The sequence below is a fragment of the Bacillus sp. BC08 genome (assembly GCF_054326875.1).
On record NZ_JBTGPA010000037.1, the window covers coordinates 183783 to 201295 of the forward strand.

At 36.0% G+C, this 17513-nt stretch carries 20 protein-coding genes; 18 read left to right on the forward strand and 2 right to left on the reverse strand.

The genetic code is table 11. The annotated features are described in order from the left end of the window. Positions 1 to 256: 256 nt before the first annotated feature. A complete protein-coding gene (locus ACXVYO_RS24610; protein ID WP_458469146.1) occupies positions 257 to 1204 on the forward strand; it encodes a DNA-binding domain-containing protein in 948 nt (315 codons plus the stop codon). Between the two features lie 95 nt (positions 1205 to 1299). Here the strand turns inward: ACXVYO_RS24610 and ACXVYO_RS24615 are convergent, their stop codons facing one another. Further along, positions 1300 to 2100: a flagellin N-terminal helical domain-containing protein gene (locus tag ACXVYO_RS24615; protein ID WP_458468733.1), complete on the reverse strand. Its 801-nt coding sequence runs from the start codon at positions 2098 to 2100 to the stop codon at positions 1300 to 1302. Positions 2101 to 2359: 259 nt separating this feature from the next. Continuing rightward, the gene (locus ACXVYO_RS24620; protein WP_458468734.1) at positions 2360 to 3553 is read right to left on the reverse strand and encodes a flagellin N-terminal helical domain-containing protein; all 1194 of its coding nucleotides are present in this window, start codon (positions 3551 to 3553) and stop codon (positions 2360 to 2362) included. A gap of 257 nt (positions 3554 to 3810) precedes the next feature. Between ACXVYO_RS24620 and ACXVYO_RS24625 the strand changes: the two genes are divergently transcribed. The 17 genes from ACXVYO_RS24625 to ACXVYO_RS24705 all read left to right on the forward strand — a co-directional run bounded on the left by ACXVYO_RS24625 (position 3811) and on the right by ACXVYO_RS24705 (position 17432). Continuing rightward, the gene (locus ACXVYO_RS24625) at positions 3811 to 4596 is read left to right on the forward strand and encodes a lytic transglycosylase domain-containing protein (RefSeq protein WP_458468735.1); all 786 of its coding nucleotides are present in this window, start codon (positions 3811 to 3813) and stop codon (positions 4594 to 4596) included. Between the two features lie 62 nt (positions 4597 to 4658). After that, positions 4659 to 4883: a flagellar motor switch protein FliN gene (locus tag ACXVYO_RS24630; RefSeq protein ID WP_002202518.1), complete on the forward strand. Its 225-nt coding sequence runs from the start codon at positions 4659 to 4661 to the stop codon at positions 4881 to 4883. 14 nt (positions 4884 to 4897) lie between these two features. Then, entirely contained in the window at positions 4898 to 5884 is a 987-nt protein-coding gene (fliM, locus tag ACXVYO_RS24635) for a flagellar motor switch protein FliM (RefSeq protein WP_458468736.1), read from the forward strand. A 10-nt stretch (positions 5885 to 5894) separates the two neighbouring features. Beyond that, entirely contained in the window at positions 5895 to 6254 is a 360-nt protein-coding gene (fliN, locus tag ACXVYO_RS24640; protein WP_097864565.1) for a flagellar motor switch protein FliN, read from the forward strand. Between the two features lie 12 nt (positions 6255 to 6266). Next, positions 6267 to 6587, forward strand: coding sequence for a hypothetical protein (locus tag ACXVYO_RS24645; RefSeq protein WP_000121176.1), 321 nt, complete (start codon positions 6267 to 6269; stop codon positions 6585 to 6587). Beyond that, complete coding sequence (locus ACXVYO_RS24650) at positions 6584 to 7342, forward strand: flagellar type III secretion system pore protein FliP (protein WP_001220586.1); 759 nt, start codon at positions 6584 to 6586, stop codon at positions 7340 to 7342. Before ACXVYO_RS24645 ends, ACXVYO_RS24650 begins: the two co-directional genes overlap by 4 nt. 33 nt (positions 7343 to 7375) lie before the next feature. Then, positions 7376 to 7651, forward strand: coding sequence for a flagellar biosynthetic protein FliQ (locus tag ACXVYO_RS24655; protein ID WP_001098085.1), 276 nt, complete (start codon positions 7376 to 7378; stop codon positions 7649 to 7651). Between the two features lie 15 nt (positions 7652 to 7666). After that, on the forward strand, positions 7667 to 8428 hold the full coding sequence (locus ACXVYO_RS24660; protein WP_001055715.1) for a flagellar biosynthetic protein FliR: 762 nt from the start codon (positions 7667 to 7669) through the stop codon (positions 8426 to 8428). A gap of 10 nt (positions 8429 to 8438) precedes the next feature. After that, positions 8439 to 9485, forward strand: a complete 1047-nt coding sequence (flhB, locus tag ACXVYO_RS24665; RefSeq protein ID WP_458468737.1) for a flagellar type III secretion system protein FlhB — start codon at positions 8439 to 8441, stop codon at positions 9483 to 9485. Positions 9486 to 9509: 24 nt separating this feature from the next. After that, entirely contained in the window at positions 9510 to 11576 is a 2067-nt protein-coding gene (gene flhA, locus ACXVYO_RS24670; RefSeq protein ID WP_458468738.1) for a flagellar biosynthesis protein FlhA, read from the forward strand. A 14-nt stretch (positions 11577 to 11590) separates the two neighbouring features. Next, positions 11591 to 12901, forward strand: a complete 1311-nt coding sequence (gene flhF, locus ACXVYO_RS24675; protein WP_097841960.1) for a flagellar biosynthesis protein FlhF — start codon at positions 11591 to 11593, stop codon at positions 12899 to 12901. A gap of 42 nt (positions 12902 to 12943) precedes the next feature. Next, positions 12944 to 13717 (forward strand): flagellar basal-body rod protein FlgG, encoded by a 774-nt coding sequence (locus tag ACXVYO_RS24680; protein ID WP_097841961.1) that lies wholly within the window; start codon positions 12944 to 12946, stop codon positions 13715 to 13717. Between the two features lie 152 nt (positions 13718 to 13869). Next, on the forward strand, positions 13870 to 15165 hold the full coding sequence (locus ACXVYO_RS24685) for an NtaA/DmoA family FMN-dependent monooxygenase (RefSeq protein WP_458468739.1): 1296 nt from the start codon (positions 13870 to 13872) through the stop codon (positions 15163 to 15165). Between the two features lie 177 nt (positions 15166 to 15342). Continuing rightward, the gene (locus ACXVYO_RS24690; RefSeq protein WP_458468740.1) at positions 15343 to 16179 is read left to right on the forward strand and encodes a TrmB family transcriptional regulator; all 837 of its coding nucleotides are present in this window, start codon (positions 15343 to 15345) and stop codon (positions 16177 to 16179) included. Further along, positions 16172 to 16897 carry an AzlC family ABC transporter permease gene (locus ACXVYO_RS24695; RefSeq protein WP_458468741.1) on the forward strand — a complete coding sequence of 242 codons (726 nt, stop codon included), beginning with the start codon at positions 16172 to 16174 and terminating at the stop codon, positions 16895 to 16897. Before ACXVYO_RS24690 ends, ACXVYO_RS24695 begins: the two co-directional genes overlap by 8 nt. Beyond that, the gene (locus ACXVYO_RS24700; protein WP_000425935.1) at positions 16888 to 17199 is read left to right on the forward strand and encodes an AzlD domain-containing protein; all 312 of its coding nucleotides are present in this window, start codon (positions 16888 to 16890) and stop codon (positions 17197 to 17199) included. The genes ACXVYO_RS24695 and ACXVYO_RS24700 overlap by 10 nt, the downstream gene beginning before the upstream one ends. 62 nt (positions 17200 to 17261) lie before the next feature. After that, positions 17262 to 17432: a DUF3951 domain-containing protein gene (locus ACXVYO_RS24705; RefSeq protein ID WP_000602236.1), complete on the forward strand. Its 171-nt coding sequence runs from the start codon at positions 17262 to 17264 to the stop codon at positions 17430 to 17432. Positions 17433 to 17513: the final 81 nt, after the last annotated feature.

Consider the following 17513-nt stretch of genomic DNA (forward strand, 5'->3'; position numbering starts at 1 on the left):
GTGGTAACACAAACTTTTTCGGTGAAAATACATCCGAAATACCATATAATATAATTAGATGTAATTAATATGCAATTATACATATTAATTAAAAAATCTTTTTTTATTTCTATACTTTCTATATATTTTTGTATGTTTATTATTTGACAGATAATTTTGAAATGTTATAATATGGATATGTAAAAATTGCTATTTTCTGAGAAGACATGGGAGTCAGATGAGAATTGTGAAAGGATGAGGGGGAGTGACACAGATTATGTATCACCACACAGCAATCAATGTATTAAGTCTTTTACAAAACATGTCAAATAATAAAATGAACGATGTGCAACTAGAAGAGGAATTTAAAAAAATAGAAAAACAATTCCAAGTAAAATATGAAGAACTAGTTGATTTACATAATAGAATGGTATTATTTCAAATAGATATAGAAAAAAATGGTGGGATGCGGGCGTATGAAAAATCAACAATTACATGGCTAAAGTCTGAGCTAGAGTTACTGTATGAAGTGTATCAATTTTCCCAACGTCACGGTTTAAACATTATTAATATTTCAAAATACGTTAGTAAAAAAGAACTAAATCTTTTTCCAAAAACAGCAAGTCAATTACAAAATACGTATTACAAATTAAAAAAATGTGAAATACCATTTGAAAATGTTGAAAAACAAAAACCAGGACGAAAGCGAAAATATACGCCTGTAAAAGAACCAATTGTTGAGATGAAAACAGAAAACAAGAAAGAATTAAGAAAAGAAGTTCCAAATACAGAGAGTGAAAAAAGTCTTGTAACAGTTATATCTGGTATTGTTGATAATTTTGAAACGATTAGCCAGTATAGTGAAAGAAAAGAGCATGAACTACATCAGTTCATGGAAGGGATTTATAAGCTTTCTAGCATGGCTGCAGAGCGTTCAAAAGATGAAAAGAACGCACGTGGTCTTGAAGGCGAATTACATGTATTACAGGCTGAAAATGAAAGGCTAAAACGAGAAAAGGAAGAGCTTGTTCATGATATAAAAGAAATGACGCATCATTTAATTCATTTCATTACGAGCTCTGATATTAATCAGATTCGCACATTACCTTTCTTCGTAAAAGAATGTAAACAAGATTTGCATAAATTAGGGTTATATAACGCACAAGACGGTAAAATGAAAATTATGGTTGATCGTAGTGGGCAGGTTATGACTGTAACGCAGTAATAAAATTTGGGTACAAAATAAAAGGGAGATACATAGTTTATATGTATTTCCCTTTTGTTTTGTATGGAATCGTTTCAAAGAAGGAAGATGATTTTTTAAGATTGTAGTAACTTGGAAACCATTTGCGGAATTTGATTTGCTTGCGAAACCATACTAAGGGCAACTTCAGTTAACAATTTAAATTTTAAAAAATCGCTCATTTCCTGCGCCATATCCGCATCTTCAATTCGAGATACAGCATCTGTTAGGGCCATACTTTGGCTATTTAAATTTTCAATATTAAACTGTAAACGATTCATCATAGCCCCAAGATCAGCACGATGAAGTGATACATTTTGTAAAGCCTCTTCAATTTTACGAATCGCAGCTCCTGCTTCTTGCTCTGTTGAAATCTTGATGTCATGTTGTGTAGGGGAAGGGGGAATATGTTTCGTAATATTTACTGTATGACCAATATCATCTAACGTAACAGGCCGGTTTTGTCCGTCAAATACGGATAAATCATTAAACTCAGTCGTCTCATCAATATAGCCAATTTGTTCTGTTAAAGATTGAAACTCTTTATTTAGTGAATCACGGTTTTTATTTGAATTTGTACCATTTGCAGATTGAACAGCTAAATGACGCATACGTTGCAAAACATTCGTTACAGTTTGAAGGGCAGCTTCTGCTGTGCGAAGCATCGATATCGCATCCTCATTATTACGAATCGCCACACGCATACCACTTGCTCTCGCATGCATACGAGTCACAATTGCAACATTAGCTGGATTATCAGAAGCATGATTCAACTTCTTACCAGTTGTCAAATGCTCCATTGCAACATTCATACGCTTCTCATTCTCATATAGCGATTGCCTAGCATTCATACTCAAAACATTCGTACCAATACGCATTATAGACACTCCTTATAAATTGATATAGTTAGTGTTCTAAAGCTAATAAACGGTTATGAAAAGATAAAAAGGCTTATGCTTATTTTTGTTACTTGTGTTTTAACATAAGAGAGGATCAAGATAAGAACTGACCGCTTCTATGCATCGCAGATGCTCTCTTCCACATAAAAAGAAAGCTTTTATAAATAATCTATCTATATAGAAAAAATAAACCTCTCCGCAAGCAGAGAGGTTTATTCAGGAAACTAACTCAAATGGTTTATTGTAATAATTTAGAAACCATTTGTGGAGTTTGGTTTGCTTGAGAAAGCATGCTGATTCCAGCTTCGTTCAAGATTTTGAACTTAGTCATTTCAGACATTTCTTTCGCCATGTCAGCGTCTTCGATTTGAGAAGCAGCTGAAGCCATACTTGATGCTTGGCTCTTAAGGTTGTTTACGTTAAAGTCAAGACGGTTTAATGTAGCACCTAGAGTTGCACGGCTGTCAGCAACAGTTGTTAAAGCTTTGTCGATTGCAGCAATCGCATCAGATGCATTTGGCTTAGTCGCTGCTTTAGTAATTTCTTTATCCACAGTAGGTTCCATTGTTTTTGTAAAAGCTTTTCCCATATCTTGAGCAGCTTTTAAAGTAGGAGCTGCTTCTTTAAATTCATCAATTTTAGTTTGAACTGTCGTGATATCTGCATCACTCATTAATGGCTGCATTTTTTCAAAGGCAGATTTAAAGTTATTTACAGCAAGTTTGATATCGTCTTCTGAACTAGCTCCTGTTATAGTACCAGAACCATCGTCGGTACCTGCTGTTAATTTTGCTAAATTCTCTTGAGCTTTAGTGAATGCTTCAATATCTGATTTTGCAGATTCAAGTTGTTCAGCTGTAATTTTAGATATTGTTGTTTTGCCTGCAATAGGAGTTGAGCCACTAATTGTTAGTGAATCGATCTCTAATGCTTTAGTAGAAGTATTAGATAGATTAATATTAATTTGCTTGTTAGTATCAGCATTATCTAATGTTTGAATTGCGATAGATTTATTAGAACCATCTAATAATTTTTTATCGTTGAACTCAGTGTTCGTAGAAATATAATTGATTTGCTCTTTTAATGCATCAAATTCTTTATTAAGAGCTGCTTGGTTTTTATCTGTATTCGTACCGTTTGCAGATTGGTTAGCAAGATCACGCATACGAAGTAAGATGTTAGATACTGAGTTCATTGCTGAGTCAGCTGTACGGATTAAAGACATACCGTCTTGTGTGTTGTTAGCTGCAACACCTAATCCGTTTTCACGTGCACGCATACGAGTTGCGATTGCAAGACCTGCTGCATCGTCAGAAGCGTTGTTGATACGTTTACCGCTTGATAAACGGTCCATAGAATTGCTCATTTTTGCTTGGTTTTGGCGCATGTACTCTTGAGTACGCATGCTGTTAATGTTTGTATTAATTCTCATGTTAAGAAACCCCCATTTTTTTATATTGACTTTTCTGCAAATTGAAAAACGGTAATATGCGAAAAAATCAATTTCGAGATTTATTGTAATCCTTGCTACAACGGGTGTCAACTAAAAATTCGAATTAATAAATATAAAAAAATAACAGTTTAACAATATATTCATTTTTTTATTACAATATTATTAAAAGGATTATTGCAAACTTTAAAAAAAAACTCTAATATTAGATTATCTTTGTTTACCGAAAAGGTGATATTATGATAGTTGGAAATATAGTAAAAGAAGTGCTTGCATATAAGAAAGGACAAATTCAGCAAAAGCTAAGTAGTCCACAAGCATTCGTTAGTAGTCGTTTTCAAGAGAAGTTGCAGAGTGAACCTGCGAATGAGACGAAGGGTACTACGCAGCCGGCAAAGGTAGAGGATATGAGTCAGCCGGTACAATCTACGAAAATAGAAACGGTTGTAAATAAACTGGAACAATCTATTCATAAAGTAGAGGAAGCGAGTAAGCCTGAAGAAAAGGCTGAAACGAAGAACGTAGATGAAGTGCAAGTCGCACAAAAAGAGTTTGAACGACGTTTCCCAGAAACGAAAAATGAGGCTGCTGATACGTGGGAATTAACGAAGAAGTATAATATTCAAAAAATACGTTCTTCCAATGAAGGGAAGTATGAGGATATTATTGATCGCGTGAGCCGTTCATACGGAATTCCGAAAACGTTAATTCAAAAAATGATTGAAGTAGAGTCTAATTTTAATCCGAAAACGGTGTCACATGCAGGTGCAATGGGTCTTATGCAGCTTATGCCAGCGAATGTGAAAGAGATGGGTATAAAAAATCCATTTTCACCAGCTGAAAGTATTGAGGGCGGCGTGAAAGAGTTAAGCGGTTATTTGAAGAAAAATAACGGCGATCTTGTACTAGCGCTTGCATCTTATAATGCAGGTCCTGGTAATGTGAGAAAGTACGGGGGCGTACCGCCATTTAAAGAAACGCAAGGATATATTAAAAAAATATTAAATATCGACGTTTCAAAATAAGAAGTTTCATATATAGAGAGAACATGAAATTTTCGTGAACATGATATGGGAGTTGGCTAGATTTGAAATTACAAGATGATATTCCGTTAACAATTTATTTTGAAATCGGAAATACGAAAAAGAAAATTGAAGATTTGCTTCATATAACGAAAGGTACATTGTATCGTCTTGAAAATTCAACGAAAAATACGGTGCGTCTTATGCTTGAGAATGAAGAGATTGGAACCGGAAAGATTTTGACGAAAAACGGGAAGATGTACGTTGAAATCGTTGAATTGAAAGGGTAGGGAAGGGGATTGTCATGAGTGGCGAAAAATTAAGCCAAGAGCAAATTGATGCCCTGCTGAAGGCGGTAAATGAAGGCGAGGAAATGCCAGCTTTCGCACAAGAAGCAGGGAAGCAAGATAAATTTCAAGAGTATGATTTTAATAGACCGGAGAAGTTCGGTGTTGAACATTTACGTAGCTTGCAAGCAATTGCTTCTACATTTGGTAAACAGACGTCACAGACGTTGTCAGCGCGTATGCGTATTCCGATTGAGTTAGAGCCTTCAACGGTTGAGCAAGTTCCATTTACGAGTGAGTATGTGGAGAAAATGCCGAAAGATTATTATTTATATTGCGTTATTGATCTTGGTCTTCCAGAGCTTGGAGAAATTGTCATTGAGATTGATTTAGCGTTCGTTATTTACATTCATGAATGTTGGCTTGGCGGAGATAGTAAGCGTAACTTTACGATGCGCAGACCACTTACCGCATTTGAGTTTTTAACACTGGATAATATTTTTATGCTCCTTTGCAAAAACTTAGAGCAATCATTTGAAAGCGTTGTTGCGATTGAACCAAAATTTGTAACGACGGAGACAGACCCGAATGCATTAAAAATTACGACAGCAAGCGATATTATTTCATTATTGAATGTAAATATGAAAACAGAGTTTTGGGATACGACGGTACGCATCGGAATTCCGTTCTTATCTGTTGAAGAAATTATGGATAAGTTAACATCTGAAAATATTGTGGAACATTCTTCGGATAAACGTAAAAAGTATACGTCTGAAGTGGAAGTGAAAGTAAATCAAGTGTACAAACCTGTTCACGTTGCAATTGGCGAGCAAAAGATGACAATGGGTGAGATTGAACAAATTGAAGAAGGCGATATTATTCCGCTTCATACGAAAGTTTCGGATGAATTACTCGGTTTTGTAGATGGAAAGCATAAATTTAATTGTTTTATTGGAAAAGATGGAACGCGTAAGGCGCTCTTATTTAAAAGTTTTGTAGAGTAGGAGGATCCATATGAAGCATGAAGTATCTCCTGTGTCATTAATGGGATTAGAAGATTTTGCAGGGAAGCGAAATGAAGCGGGTAAAGCACATATTGATACTGTTTCAGATATTTCGATTGAACTTGGTGTAAAGCTTGGAAAGTCATCTATTACGCTTGGTGATGTGAAACAGTTAAAAGTTGGCGATGTTCTGGAAGTAGAGAAAAACCTAGGACATAAAGTAGATGTGTATTTAAGTAATATGAAAGTCGGCATCGGTGAAGCGATCGTAATGGACGAGAAGTTCGGTATTATCATTTCTGAAATTGAAGCTGATAAGAAGCAAGCTGCGCTTATGAAAGCGCAAAGTCAAATGCTAGATAAAGAGTAGAGGAGGAGTCATATGTCGTATATGACGACCTTATTTCAAGTCGTTTTACTGTTTGGTGCGCTCGGCTACGGTGCATATTATATGACGAAAAAGACGCGCAAACAGCAGTTTTTTAAACAAGGTGAAAATGGCCATATTCAAGTGAAAGACGGCGTTTATTTAAATCATCAAACGAGTGCCTTTTTATTTGAAGTAGACGGCAAACAAGTGTTTACTGTTATTAGTAATAACGGTGTACAGTCTGTGCAATTAACAGGAACAGGAAATCAGTTTCAACAAGCGCTAGAAGATGCGGTGAAGAGTGAAACGAAAAAAGTAGAGGATCCATCATGAGAATAAAGAAACAGTTATCATTATTAGCCGTTATTTTCGTATTTTCTATCGTTTTTTCAATTATTTTTGTAAATCCAGCGTATGCGGCCCAAAACGGTTTTATTAATTTCGAAAATGGAAAAGAGTTTACGAGTAATTCAAGTGTACAGTTATTTGCGCTCGTTACCCTTTTATCATTATCTTCTTCTATCGTTCTATTATTTACACATTTTACTTATTTTATGATCGTTCTTGGGATTACACGTCAAGGACTTGGGGTAATGAATTTACCACCGAACCAAGTGCTTGTTGGACTTGCGTTATTTTTATCACTCTTTACGATGCAGCCTGTACTTGGGCAACTGAAGAGCGATGTGTGGGATCCGATGACGAAAGAGAAAATAACTGTAAGTCAAGCTGCGGAGACGACAGCTCCGATTATGAAAGAATATATGTCAAAGCATACGTATAAGCACGATTTAAAAATGATGCTGAAAGTGCGCGGAGAAGAGTTACCGAAAGATTTGAAAGATCTTTCTTTATTTACACTCGTACCATCCTTTACGTTAACGCAAATTCAAAAAGGGTTATTAACGGGGATGTTCATTTATCTAGCGTTTGTATTTATAGATTTGATTATTAGTACACTTTTAATGTACCTCGGGATGATGATGGTACCGCCGATGATTTTAAGTTTACCATTTAAAATACTCGTTTTCGTATATTTAGGTGGATATACAAAAATCGTCGACATTATGTTTAAAACGGTCGCCTGAAGCGTTTGATGCTATGTGATAGGAGTCATATAAATGAATACGTCACCAATTATAGATATTTTTCAAACCTTTTTTTATAAAGGGGTTATGATTTTAATGCCGGTTGCCGGTGTAAGTATGATTGTCGTTATTATCATCGCTGTCATTATGGCGATGATGCAAATTCAAGAGCAAACGCTGACGTTTTTACCGAAAATGGCGAGTATTGTACTCGTTATTATCATTTTAGGTCCGTGGATGTTTCAAGAGTTAACGACGCTTATTTTAGATTTATTTGATAAAATCCCATCGCTATTGCGTTCGTACTAAGATAGGTGAACTGAAATGAATATGGAATTATGGGCGGCGACGTTTTTTGCGTTTTGCCGCATTACTTCATTTTTATATTTTTTACCGTTTTTCTCAGGTCGATCCATTCCAGCGATGGCAAAGGTTACAGTTGGACTTGCTCTTTCAATTACAGTGGCCGATCAAGTTGATGTCTCTCACATAAAGACAACTTGGGACGTTGCAGCTTATGCAGGAACGCAAATTGTAATCGGATTATCGCTTTCAAAAATTGTAGAAATGCTGTGGAATATTCCAAAAATGGCAGGGCATATTTTAGACTTCGATATCGGTTTATCACAGGCAAGTTTGTTTGATGTAAATGCAGGCTCACAGTCTACTTTACTATCAACCATTTTTGATATATTTTTCCTCATTATTTTTATTTCACTTGGCGGCATTAATTATTTCGTTGCCACGATTTTAAAGTCGTTTCAATATACAGAGGCGATTTCAAAATTGCTGACGACTAGTTTTTTAGATAGTCTACTCGCAACGTTATTATTTGCGATTACATCAGCGGTTGAAATTGCTCTTCCGCTTATGGGAAGTTTATTCATCATTAACTTTGTTCTTATTTTAATCGCAAAAAATGCACCACAATTAAATATTTTTATGAATGCATTCGTCATTAAAATTACGTGTGGTATTTTGTTTATTGCGATGAGTGTACCGATGCTCGGTTATGTGTTTAAAAATATGACGGATGTATTGCTTGAAGAATATACGAAACTATTTAACTTTTTCTTAACGAAGTAGGGGGACGCGCATGGCAAAGGATAATAAAACAGAAAAGGCCACCCCGCAGAAGCGTAAGAAATCGCGTGAAGAAGGGAATATTGCCCGGAGTAAAGATTTAAATAATTTATTTTCCATACTTGTATTAGCAGTTGTCGTTTACTTTTTCGGAGATTGGTTAGGGTTTGAGATTGCAAATTCTGTCGCGGTACTGTTTGAGCAAATTGGAAAAAATACAGATTCAACACAGTATTTTTATTTAATGGGTATTTTATTACTAAAAGTATCAGCTCCGATATTAATACTCGTATACGCTTTTCATTTATTCAATTATATGATTCAAGTCGGTTTCTTATTTTCTTCTAAAGTCATTAAGCCGAAAGCGTCGCGTATTAACCCAAAAAACTATTTTACGAGATTGTTTAGTCGTAAAAGTTTAGTAGATATTTTGAAATCACTGTTTTATATGGGATTAATCGGTTACGTCGCTTACATTCTCTTTCAAAAGAATTTAGAGAAAATCGTTAGTATGATTGGATTTAACTGGACTGCGTCACTTACTGAAATTATTAGGCAAATTAAATTTATCTTTTTAGCTATTTTAATTATATTAATCGTTCTTTCTATTATTGATTTTATTTATCAAAAATGGGAGTACGAACAAGATATTAAGATGAAAAAAGAAGAAGTAAAAAGAGAGCATAAAGATAATGAAGGGGACCCACAAGTAAAGGGGAAACGAAAAAACTTTATGCATGCGATCTTGCAAGGGACAATTGCGAAAAAGATGGATGGTGCAACGTTTATTGTAAACAACCCGACTCATATTTCGGTCGTACTTCGGTACAATAAACAGGTTGATGCAGCACCAATTGTCGTTGCAAAAGGGGAAGATGAGCTCGCATTATATATACGAACGCTTGCCCGCGAACAAGAAATACCAATGGTGGAAAACCGTCCGCTTGCTCGTTCTTTATATTATCAAGTCGAGGAAGATGAGACGATTCCAGAAGATTTATACGTAGCTGTAATTGAAGTTATGCGCTATTTAATTCAAACGAATGAACTTGAAGTATAATAGCGCGGTTGGAGGAGATCTCTTGTGTTTAAGATAGATTCTGCAAGAACCTATTTTTCTATCTTTTTAGCAGCGTCATTCGTAGTGGCGCTCTTAATTCCACTTCCACCATTTATACTTGATATCGTTATCGTTTTTTTACTAAGTATGTCAGTGCTTATTTATATGCGAGCAACAAGTATTAACGAGTGGGATGAATTAAAGTCATTTCCAACGATGTTGTTATTAATCGGGATTTTCCGCGTATCGATTAACGTATCGACGACGCGAGCGATTTTGACAGACGGAAATGCGGGGCATGTTATTGAAGAGTTTGGCCAGTTCGTAATTGGCGGGAACTTATTAATTGGTATCGTTATTTTTATAGTATTAATCATATTCCAGTTTATCGTTGCAAACGGTGCGTCTCGTACAGCTGAAGTTGCGGCTCGTTTTACACTTGATTCTTTACCCGGGAAACAAATGTCAATCGATGCGGATTTAAATCAGCGTATTATTACTGAAAAAGATGCACAGGCAAAACGAAAAAAGTTAAATATGGAAACAGAGTTTTACGGGGCGATGGATGGTGCCGGGAAGTTCATTAAAGGGGACGTTATTTTCGGGATCGTCATTTTATTCGTAAACATTATTTTCGGTTTAATTGTCGGCATGATGCAGCAGGGCATGAGTTTTGCTGAAGCAGCTATTCACTATACACAGTTAACTGTCGGTGACGGAATCGTAAACCAAATTGGTTCGTTAATGCTTGCGATTTCAACAGGTATTATCGTAACGCGTGTATTTGACGGTTCACCTGATACGGTAACTGAAGGTATCTTTAAAGAGTTATTAGCACATGAAGTCGTTGTATATGCGCTTGGTGGTTTATTTATTGCAATGGGTATTTTTACTCCGCTACCATTTCTACCATTCGCACTCGTTGGTGGAACAATTATCTTCTTAGGAATTCGTAATAAAAACCGAATAAAGAAAGAAAAAGAAGACGAGCTTCAAAAAGAAATAGAAATGATTCAAGGCGAAGATGAGCAACTGCAACAAGTGGAAGATTCATTTGGAGTATTTACGGATAAATATCCAATTATTGTAGAGCTAGGTTTAGATTTAGCAGCACTTGTAAAGCAGAAGATTAATGGGGAAACCGCTCGTGATAAAGTTGTTCTCATGAGGAAGTCGATTATTACCGATCTTGGTATTAACGTTCCTGGCATTAACTTTAAAGATAATACGAGTTTTAGACCACGCGGACGTTACATTATTCGCATTAAAGGTGCGAAGGCAGCTGAAGGAGTTTTAAAATCAGGTTACTTATTAGCATTGAAAACACCGAATGTAATGGCCGATTTAGATGCAGAACCAGCGAAAGATCCAATTTTCGGTGAAGATGGATATTGGATTTTAGAGCATATGGTACAAGATGCACAAATGAAAGGCTATCAAGTATTAGAGCCACTTAGCATATTAATTACACATTTAGATGTTATCGTTAGACGTAATCTTCATGAGTTAATTCAGCGTCAACATGTAAAAGACTTAATTAACTCGCTTGAAAACGATAACGGCGTTTTATTAGAAGAGATTAAGAAGAAAGAAATCGACTTATCACTCGTTCAAAATGTTATTAAACAATTGCTAAAAGAGGGTATTTCTATTCGTGATTTACCAACTATTATCGAAGGTATTATTGACGGAAAAGAAATTTATCAAAATCATGTAGACGGTGTAACATCATTCGTCCGTGAATGTATTTCAAAAGTAATTTGTGAAAATGCAAAAAATCCTGACGGTAAAATATACGCGGCGCTCTTCTCAGATTCAATCGAGTTAGATGCGGATGTTGTAAATAATTCATACCAAGGTTACTTATTAAACTGGGATTTAGATTTAGAATCGCGTGTCGTTGAACAAGTACAACGCGTATTTAAACAAGCGAGGTTAATGGGAAGAGAACCAGTATTATTAACGCGTAGAAAAGATTTCAGGTTTGCGATTGTAAGACTCCTTGAGCGCTATCAAGTAGAAGCGCAAGTACTTTGTATTAGCGAATTAGCACCAGAAATTGTTGTAGATCAAATTGCCTATATTGAATAGTAGGGGGTGAAGTAATGGAAAGTACAGAAAAGAAAGAAGCGTTAATGCGTATAAAAGCAGCTTCGAAAAATGAATTGTATCGAAAGTTATTTGACCAATATGGTACAGATTATTATTACGTTGTCGATGAAAGTGTAAAACGAAATATCCCGTTTTTTTGGAAAAAGAATTATGAAATGTTAGTTGCTTTTCCAGAGGATAAACAGGAAGAAGTGAACGAAGGCGCAGCCCAATTTCATGAACAATTAATGGATGTTGTGAATGACCCTTCAGAACAAATTATGAAGGCGAATGGAATTCAAACGGTACTGCACAATTTAGAAAACGTGACGACCCCTATGTCATATTCGGCGATGCAAACAGGAAATAGTGAAGAATGGGAAAGAAAGAAAGAGAAACTATTAAAGTTGTTTGAAAAAGGAATCGTCGTTGTGAAACAGACGGAAGAAACGAAAGTAACGAAAAAGCAAAAACCTGTGAAGAAAGTCGTTCCTGTCAAGAAAGAAGAAGTAGTTGTAAAAAAAGAAAAGCAAGAATCTGTACCATTTATTATTCAAAAAGTAATTCGCATGCTAGAGCAAAACGATGTAGAACAATACTTCATTCATGCATATGCTGAAAAGTTAAAAGTGAAGTTTGAGAATGCAACGATGATTACAGAAGAAGAAGTGATCGAATATATATTGGAAGATATGAGATCTCATTTCAACACGGAAAACGTATTTGAAAAAGAAGTACAAACAATTGCATTAATCGGTCCAACTGGTGTTGGAAAAACGACGACACTTGCGAAAATGGCATGGCAGTTTCACGGTAAGAAAAAAACGGTCGGTTTTATTACGACAGATCATTCACGCATTGGAACAGTACAGCAACTGCAAGATTACGTAAAGACAATTGGATTTGAAGTAATCGCTGTCCGTGATGAGGCTGCCATGACAAGAGCACTTACGTATTTTAAAGAAGAAGCTCGCGTCGATTATATTTTAATTGATACAGCCGGAAAAAATTATCGTGCGTCAGAAACAGTAGAAGAAATGATTGAAACAATGGGACAAGTAGAGCCAGATTACATTTGTTTAACGTTATCAGCTTCGATGAAAAGTAAAGATATGATTGAAATCATTACGAATTTTAAAGATATTCATATTGATGGTATCGTATTTACGAAATTTGATGAAACAGCAAGTAGTGGTGAATTATTGAAAATTCCAGCAGTATCATCAGCTCCAATTGTATTAATGACAGATGGGCAAGACGTGAAGCAACATATACATATCGCTACAGCTGAACATTTAGCGAAACAAATGTTGCAAACATCATAGAAGAGAGGTGAAGGATAAGGCAACTGCCTTATTCAAGCGAGTATGAACGGTCTTTATATAGGTTCTATGGGTATGATGAATTACATGCAGCGTATTAATGTTCATTCGAATAACGTTGCAAATGCTCAAACAACAGGATTTAAAGCAGAAAATATGACTTCTAAAGTATTTGATGTACAAGACACATATCGCCGTGGTGATGGAGCTGTGACAAATATCGGTTCGACTGATTACGCTGTAGTACCAGCCGCAACGCATGTGAACTTAGTACAAGGAAATATACAAATAACAAATAGTGATACAGATTTCTTTTTAGATGATGGAACTGCTGGCACAGCTTCGTTTTTCGTTACATCTAAAAATAATGAAACGTTTTTAACGAGAGACGGTAGTTTTACATTAAATAGTGATCGTTATTTGCAAACATCATCTGGTGCTTTTGTTATGGGAGAGAATAATGAACGTATTCGTATTCCTGAAGGAGCAAAGGTCGCTGTACAAGCAGACGGTACGTTATATGATGCGGTAACACAAAATAATATTGCTCGCCTGCAAACAAAAACAGTAGGTGCAGAAGCGAATAATCGTCTCGTACAAAGAGAGAACAAAAGCTTTACACTAGCAGAAGGGAACATTGCTGATTTACCGAATGGAACAGGCTTAGTAAAAAACCATATGCTAGAAAATTCAAATGTAGATATGACGAAAGAGATGGCTGATCTTATGACAGACCAAAAAATGATTTCAGCATCACAACGTGTTATGACTTCATTTGATAAAATTTATGAAAAAGAAGCGAATGAAATATTGAGATAGGAGACTCCCATTAGTGGGAGTCTTTTTTTATTATTGCTTTTATTACAGTCACACCATAAAATGATATTGATAATCATTATCATTTTATCTAATTTTATAATGACAGCAATATTTGTTTAACTAGGTAAATTAAAAACAAGGGGATGGTGTGTATGTCTACAAAAAAACAACTTTGCATTGGATTATGTTTAATTTTGAGAAAGAAAGAAGATAGTATATTTAATTCGGGAATTAATGAGCAAGTAGAGTTGGCACTACAGGCAGAAAAGGCTAAGTTAGATTTTGTTTTTAAAGCGGATTATTTAGTGGCGCACCCAGATTTAATTGCTCGCAATAAAGGAAATGTCATTTTAGATCCGACATTACTATTTACAGCTATTGCTTATGCAACAGAAAAAATTGGAGTGGTTACGACTGCCTCGACTTCGTTTTATCCACCATATATATTAGCGAGGCAATTACAATCTTTACACTGGATTAGTAACGGCCGAGTAGGGTGGAATATTGTTACATCCATTGACGGTGCTGAAAACTTTGGTGAGGAAGGGATGCCATCATCCGAGCAGCGATACGCGAAAGCGGCAGAATGTACAGCGTTAGTAAGAAAACTTTGGAAAAGTCATCCTAATGAAGTATTGAAAGTAGATAACCCTGATGTGATTAGAGAGATGGTAAAGCCTATTGAGCATAATGGCGAATACTTTAAGGTGAAAGGTCCTCTTAATATTCCGCAGCACATTTCAGGGGAAATGCCATTATTCCAAGCTGGTGCTTCAGAGTCAGGGCGGAATTTTGCTGCATCTGTTGCGGATGCCATTTTTGCTGCAACGCCAGATGTAGAGTCAGGAATGGAACTGCGTCAAGATTTAAGAAGAAGAGCAGAACAGCATGGCCGAAAGCAAGATGATATACGCGTATTACCTGGATTATATTTCTTTATTGGTGATACATATGAAGAAGCGTTAGAAATGCATAGACAAGCACATCAACATCTCACAAAAGAGAAGAGATATGCGTTACTTGAAATGGTTCTTGGACTAGATGCGAGAGAGATGCCGCTAGAAAGTAAGATTACGGAAGAAATGTTGCCAAGTCGGGATCAAACTGTTCGCAGTAAAACACACGCTGAATTATTACGGAACTTCATTATCAAAAATGAACCAACACTGGAACAAATACTGGAACGACCAGAAGTTGTTGGATCGGCTCATTGGGTTGCGGTTGGTACAGCGCAAGACGTTGCGAAACAAATTATGGATAGGTTTGAGACGGGAGCGTTAGATGGATTTATTGCTATTCCAGGAGGACCTCCAAAGTCACTAAATCTATTCTTTAGTGAAGTTATTCCTTTAGTCGTGAAAGCTGGTTTATTTAGGGAAGAGTATACAGGTACTACTTTACGGGAGCATTTGGAGGAGAATTTATCAAATACGTTGCAGCTAAAATAAGTGAAATAGTATGTACTAAAAGCCTTTCATAAGAAGGCTTTTTATTTGCGGTTAAAATTTCAGAATTATCAATTGACTTTGTGTGTCTGTTTTTCTATATTAGTAGGTATACTAATAACTACTAATATATATGTATCGTTTTGAAATGAGAGTTATATAGAATGTGAGGGATTGCCGATGGATGAAATTATAAAGGAATTACAAAAGTTAGGTTTTTCCCAGTATGAATGTAAAGCATATATTGGACTACTAAAACATTCCCCAGTAACAGGGTATGAAGTGAGTAAACAAACAGGGGTACCTCGTTCGATGATTTATGAAGTGCTCGGTAAATTGATGGATAAAGGAGCGGTGCATATCGTTCCTACTGAACCAGTGAAATATGTACCAGTACCAGCTACGGAGTTAATGAATCGAATGCGAAAAGATTTTGAAAAGTCCTTTGAATTTTTAGACCAAAAATTAAATGGTTTAGAACAAGAGCGACAAATAGATGTAATTTCGCATATTCGCTCCAATGATCGTGTTGTAAAAGAAATATGCAATATAATTAATAGAGCGAAGGAAGAGCTATGGATTTCTGTATGGGAAGATCAAGTGCAAGAAATTGAACCATATATTCATCAAAAGGAAGAGGAAGGTGTACATATATTTTCAATTTTATTTGGTGCTCCACATACAAAAATAGGCGCGACGTTTCACCATAATTATATGACGCCCCACGTTGTTGAAAAGAGAATGGATGGTCATTTAACCGTTATTGCTCGTGATGGGGAGGAAGTATTAATTGCGAACTTCTCAAATGATAGTACTTCATGGGCCGTTACAACGTATGACCCAGCTTTAGTTCTTGTTGCTACAGAGTATGTGCGGCACGATATTATGGTTGAAGAAATCACGAAGGAATTTGGAGCTGATAAGCTAGATACGTTATGGCGTGAAAATATTGATTTAGTTCATGTCGTAACAGGAAAAAGAACGATGGAAGGAATGGAGGATGATATGGATGAGTAAAGCTCAGGCACATGTAGCTTTGCAGAGCGATGATACATTTCAGCAAGGAGTAAAAGATTGTTTACCGACTGTATTTGGTTATTTGAGCATCGGTATAGCAGCTGGTGTAATTGCAAAAACAGCAGGTTTCTCCATCATTGAAATTGCGTTTATGTCCACTTTAATTTATGCAGGTTCTGCCCAATTTATATTAGCTGGTATGTATGCAGCTGGTGCGCCTGCTTCAGCAATCATTTTCACCGTCTTTTTTGTTAATTTACGCCACCTTCTAATGAGTGCTGCGCTCGCGCCGTACTTTACGAAACTTCCTCTACTAAAAAACGTAATGATCGGTTCTCAAATTACAGATGAAACATTCGGCGTTGCAGTGCAGCATGCAGCGCAAAAAGGATATGTAGGCGAAAGATGGATGATGGGATTAAATGTAACAGCATATTTAAATTGGATTCTTGCTACCATTATTGGTGGGTTATTTGGTGAGTGGATACCGGATCCGCATACGTATGGCATGGATTATGCATTACCAGCAATGTTTATCGGGTTATTTGTACTTCAACTCATAAGTAGTAAACCGAAACTAGCAATTCATCTTACTGTTGCTATTGTAGCGATTATAATCGCATACGTTTCACACTTATTTATGCCAGATAGTATAGCGGTTATTATCGCAACATTACTAGCTGCGACGATTGGAGTTGTGATTGAAAAATGGAAATGAGATTGGACGTAATATTACTTTTACTAGCGGCAGGAGCTGTCACACTCGTGCCACGTATTTTACCTCTACTCGTATTTAGCAAACTTCAAATTCCAGACTGGGGTTTAAAATGGTTAAATTACATACCAATTGCAATATTAGCAGCACTTTTAGCACAAGTATTATTTATGCATGAGACGATGCAGTGGGATTACCTTATCGCAGCAATCCCAACATTTCTTGTAGCGATATATACTCGTAGTTTATTAGGTACAGTATTAACCGGAGTGATTGTGATTATTTTGTTACGTTTCTTTTTCTAAAAAGGATTACGCTCATTTAATAGCGAAAGGTGTAATAACATGAACGATATAGGGGTGGTGTTATGATACTTTTAACGATAGGCGCAATTTTGTTAACGTTGTTTATTTTCTTTATTATCGGCTTCATTACGTTTATGATGTTTGTTGATAAGGCGACACCTCAAATATATTACACACCTTGCGAATCAGTGACAGTGAAAACTAAAGGTAAACATAGAAGGAAGAAAAGTTGATTGTTGGCTTTTCTTTCTTCTTTTTTATCTGATTTTTCTGTATAATTTAAGTTAGTTATACAACTAACTTAAAAGGAGGGC